At 33.1% G+C, this 4,282-nt stretch carries 3 protein-coding genes and 2 pseudogenes; 4 read left to right on the forward strand and 1 reads right to left on the reverse strand.

Features of this window, described 5'->3' with window-relative positions; translation table 11 throughout:
* Positions 1-60: 60 nt before the first annotated feature.
* From ASU35_RS02645 to ASU35_RS02660, 4 genes and pseudogenes are all read left to right on the forward strand, one after another.
* Positions 61-987, forward strand: a complete 927-nt coding sequence (locus ASU35_RS02645) for an ATP-binding cassette domain-containing protein (RefSeq protein ID WP_058351552.1) — start codon at positions 61-63, stop codon at positions 985-987.
* Positions 965-1,759: an ABC-2 family transporter protein gene (locus ASU35_RS02650; protein WP_058351553.1), complete on the forward strand. Its 795-nt coding sequence runs from the start codon at positions 965-967 to the stop codon at positions 1,757-1,759. Before ASU35_RS02645 ends, ASU35_RS02650 begins: the two co-directional genes overlap by 23 nt.
* Positions 1,740-2,519: an ABC-2 family transporter protein gene (locus tag ASU35_RS02655; RefSeq protein WP_058351554.1), complete on the forward strand. Its 780-nt coding sequence runs from the start codon at positions 1,740-1,742 to the stop codon at positions 2,517-2,519. Before ASU35_RS02650 ends, ASU35_RS02655 begins: the two co-directional genes overlap by 20 nt.
* Positions 2,520-2,902: 383 nt before the next feature.
* Positions 2,903-3,319, forward strand: a pseudogene (locus tag ASU35_RS02660) (acyl-CoA thioesterase); the annotation flags it as partial.
* 101 nt (positions 3,320-3,420) lie between these two features.
* Here ASU35_RS02660 and ASU35_RS02665 read toward each other — a convergent pair.
* Positions 3,421-4,220 (reverse strand): annotated as a pseudogene (locus tag ASU35_RS02665) (transposase); the annotation flags it as partial.
* Positions 4,221-4,282: the final 62 nt, after the last annotated feature.

A 4,282-nucleotide genomic window follows, 5' to 3' on the forward strand; every position in this document is an offset into this window, starting at 1 on the left:
TAGCGGATATCCTGATGCAGCTGTATCTGGCATGGTGTCCACTGATAAAGGAGATAAAAAATGATTAAAATAGCTAATGTCCACAAAGAATATGTATCATTGAACAAAAGAAGAACCTGTGTATTAGAAAACATAGAACTAGAAATAAAAGAAGGCGAAGTAATTGCATTACTTGGGCATAATGGTTCTGGCAAATCTACTTTATTAAAGTGCATTTGTGGTGTGTTAAAGCCCACCTCTGGTGAAGTATTGATTGAAGAGAAAAATTCTTTTAAATATAGAAAACAACTTATAAAGAATATGGGGGTAATTTTTAACCAAAAAAGCTCTTTTATTATTGATTTATCCGTTTCTGATAATTTAAAATTTTTTAAGGCCATCTATAATTTATCAGATAACACATATGAAAAAAATTTTAATTATTTAAATAGCTTCCTAGATATAAATGAATTACTGGAAAAACCATATCGTAAATTAAGCTTTGGAGAGAGAGTAAAATGCGAAATAATATCTATTTTGCTTCATGATCCAAAATACATAATATTAGATGAACCAACAATTGGTTTAGACTACAATGCAAAAAAAGGATTATATAACCTCATAAATGAGCTTAAAAAAAATGGAAAATCAATAATTATTACAACCCATGAGGTTGATTATATAGAGGGGGTATGTGATAAGACCGTGATTTTGAAAAATGGAAGAATTGCATATTGTGGTAATCCTAAAGCTGTCACAGATAAAATAGGACTGAATAAGAAAATTATTATTTCATATACAGATATTCTTGACCAAAACAAAGCTATATTATTCTCAAAAAAATGTCATGAAATAAATGAAAATTCACTGATTTTATTTCTTAGCCATGCTAATGAATTCGATGATATAGTTAAAGAGGCCTTGGAGGCATATAAGGTTAGTTCTATAAATGTTGAAGAAATAAATATAAGAGAGGTACTTGAAGATGTTCTTTCGCAAGGAAATTAATATAATCAAGCTTTTATTTTCATTTGAAATAAGAAGATTTAAATATTATAAAAAAGATGCAATAATAAATGTTTTTAGCAAATTCATTTACTTATTATTAAATTTATTATTTTGGTATGTTATTAATTCCAAAAATTATAAATTACCTGGTTGGAGTTATAATAATGTAATTGTATTTATAGCATTTTCCGAGTTATTTTACGGATTGAACAATGCTTTTTTTTCGATGGCTTCAAGATTTTGGTATTATATTTATAATGCAATCCTTGATAACACTCTGACCAGGCCGTTGGATCCCAGAGTCAGATTTATTATTCTAAATATTGATTATGTAGAGATTATTCTCACATTTCTGGAATTTATTTTTTTACTTATTGTATCAAACACAAAGATTAGCATTACCTCCGTTTTATTTGGAGTTATAATAGTTATTATGGCAAATATTGTATTGTCATTGATAAGGTTATGTGGTAGCTATTTTGCTTTTTGGCATGGAAAAATGAGTGCTATATGTGAAGTATCTGATGCCCTGACTTCATTTAACAAATATCCCTTGACTATAATGCCTCCCATTATTATATATATTTTTAAGTTTTTAGTTCCATTTTATTTCTTTAGTACATTTTCGGCTGAAATAGTATGTAATTTAGTTGGGATAAAAACGATAAGTATTTCTATTGCAGGCATGATTATTAATATAATTTTGTGGCTTGTAATAAATAATATTATTTGGAAAAAAGGACTGGAAAGATATGAAAGCATTAACGGATAAATATATAATACTTATTAATACGTATGTGAAAGTCAATTTGAAATATCCATTGGAATTATTCTTAAAGCTCATATATTTACCTATACAGCTATTTATGTATATATTCCTTTGGAAATCTTTGCTATCCTATGATGCTTTTGAATTTTCATATATGATATGTTATTACTTGTTTGTTATTTTATTAGGATACGCTTTCCCATTTGCTCATATTGCAACTGATATTCAAAGTGATGTGGAGGGAGGCATATTATCTAATTTTTTAGTGAGGCCTATAGGATATATAGTACCAAAGGTATGTAAATTTATTGCTTGGATGGTATGCTACTCTGTGGTTTTTATACCAGCATTAATTTTTGTGTTTTTTTATGGTAATATAAAACCTTTAAATTTATTATATTTCTTTGTATACTTACTTATTGGGTTAGTTGTTGAGTTTTTACTGTGGTACAATGTCGGATTATTAGCTTTAAAAATAGAAAAAATCAGAGGTGCCATGACAGCATTTAAGGCATTAAGAATGTTAGCATCTGGTTCCTTGATTCCTATTTATCTGTTTCCTGATATACTTCAAGGGATCTTGATGTATTTGCCATTTAAATTATATATATATACTCCTATTAATGTTTTGTTATCAGGTGAAAGCTCAGAGGCTTTTTTCCTAAACATTTTAACAGGCATAATATGGGTCATGTTCCTTACTTTACTTGCAAAAATTCAATGGAGAAGTGGAATAGCAAAATTACAGATCAATATTTCATAAAAGGGATAATGCGTAAGCGATAAATAACCTGCTTATTACTGATAAAAAGAAAGCTGCACCTAGTCAGCCTTTCTTGCTGGGGCTAACGGCTGGGAATGAAAATTCTGTGTCAGCGGAATGTGCCGTATGTGCCAGGCTGAATGCTTTCGAAGCAGTCTCGGACTAAGCCGGCTGAAAGGAGGAACAGCGGTGCCTTCGGACAGCAGACTCTGCCTGATATTATACCACAGGAGCTACCTATATTGAAATGTAACTTTGACTGTATAGATGGGAATCGGGATGAGGGGAGTTCCTCTTAGATGTTCTTACCATTTATACAAAAAAAGAATAAGTCTGTAAGCGGTTTTTCTTGCTTACAAACTTATTATACGAGAAGAGATAAGATGAAAAAAATTAAAAAAATATTTTTGTTTATATTAATTATTATAATAGTTGTAGGTGTCCTTGTATTTATTTTAAGACTATACAACGACTATAAATATCGAAATGATGGTTTGTCTGCATCTGAATATTATAAAAATGTAACCAATATAGATTTGTATCCTAAAAACACAAAGGGTATTGATGTAAAATATGTTGATGAAGGTACTTTTCAAGGGTTTCATTTGAAACCTGAGAATAAGCTATACAAAGGAGTTGTCATTTGTTATGGTGGCTCAGAAGGTAGCCCGAATTTTGGTGAAGCTCAAAGATTAGCTGAAGAAGGTTATGAGACACTAGCCGTATTTATGTTTGGTATGAAAAATCAACAAAAAACATTAGTTAAAATTCCACTAGAGCAATTTGAAGATGTACTTAGTGTCTGCTGACTAAGCGGATATTTGTAAGTTCAAGCTCCTACCTTTACTCCAATCATGCCAGAATCGGAGTAACTGCAAAAGAGTGCAAGGTATTCGTGATGAACCCTAAACAGACTCATCACGAATACAGATAATGCGATAGAAGTCAACTGGGTTTCTTTCAGCTTCGTGCTAATGCAGTTCATCCCATAGCAACGTTTGCCCAGACTAAAGCTACGCTCTACTTCGATTCTATCGGTATTATCCTGATACACTTGTTTTTTATCCACTTTTGTTGTAGCACTTGGTCTGCCCAGCTTTGGACCTGATAACCGTATCCATGCTCCTTGCAATAATGCCTGTTTTCCCTGGTTCGGTATATCTGGTCTGCCAAAGAACGTACCGGATAATATCTGGTACGTTCTTTGAAGCGTTCTACCGCTTCAATCAGGCAGGTGCTCTCGTTGTATGCCTCGAAAGATATTTTTTCGATACGCCCATAGCCTTCACTGTCAAGGCTGAGATCAAATTTTTCACCAAATTCAACAGGTACTTTGACCTTCCCTCTGACAATCGGTCGAAGCCATGGCTGCGAGATGCTTACAATGCGATGCTCCACAGAATGGACTCTGTTAGCATACATATACTGTTGCTGTTCATACAGTTTGATGATGGTAAGATACCAGTCGATAGCCTTACCTGTCATGGCATATCCATCACTCATGAACTGTTCCAGATACCGCAGATCTCTTTTCACATAACCAAGCTGTTTGCGGTAGCGTCTGGGCAGCCTCAGACCATAGGATTTGCAAAATCGGTAAATGATGGTTTCCAGCTTTTCTCTTGCTTCGTTCAGAAGTGAGATATCCTGCGGATAACGGATATTTGCGGGTGCACAGTTTGCATCAATGGTCAGCGTTCCTTTGATTCGGTCAGCCAGTTTGATCCAGCGGTTATCCGGATTCATGTGGAGTCCCATAGGCT

Origin of the sequence: Acetivibrio ethanolgignens (assembly GCF_001461035.1) — a bacterium.
Classification (GTDB): domain Bacteria; phylum Bacillota; class Clostridia; order Lachnospirales; family Lachnospiraceae; genus Velocimicrobium; species Velocimicrobium ethanolgignens.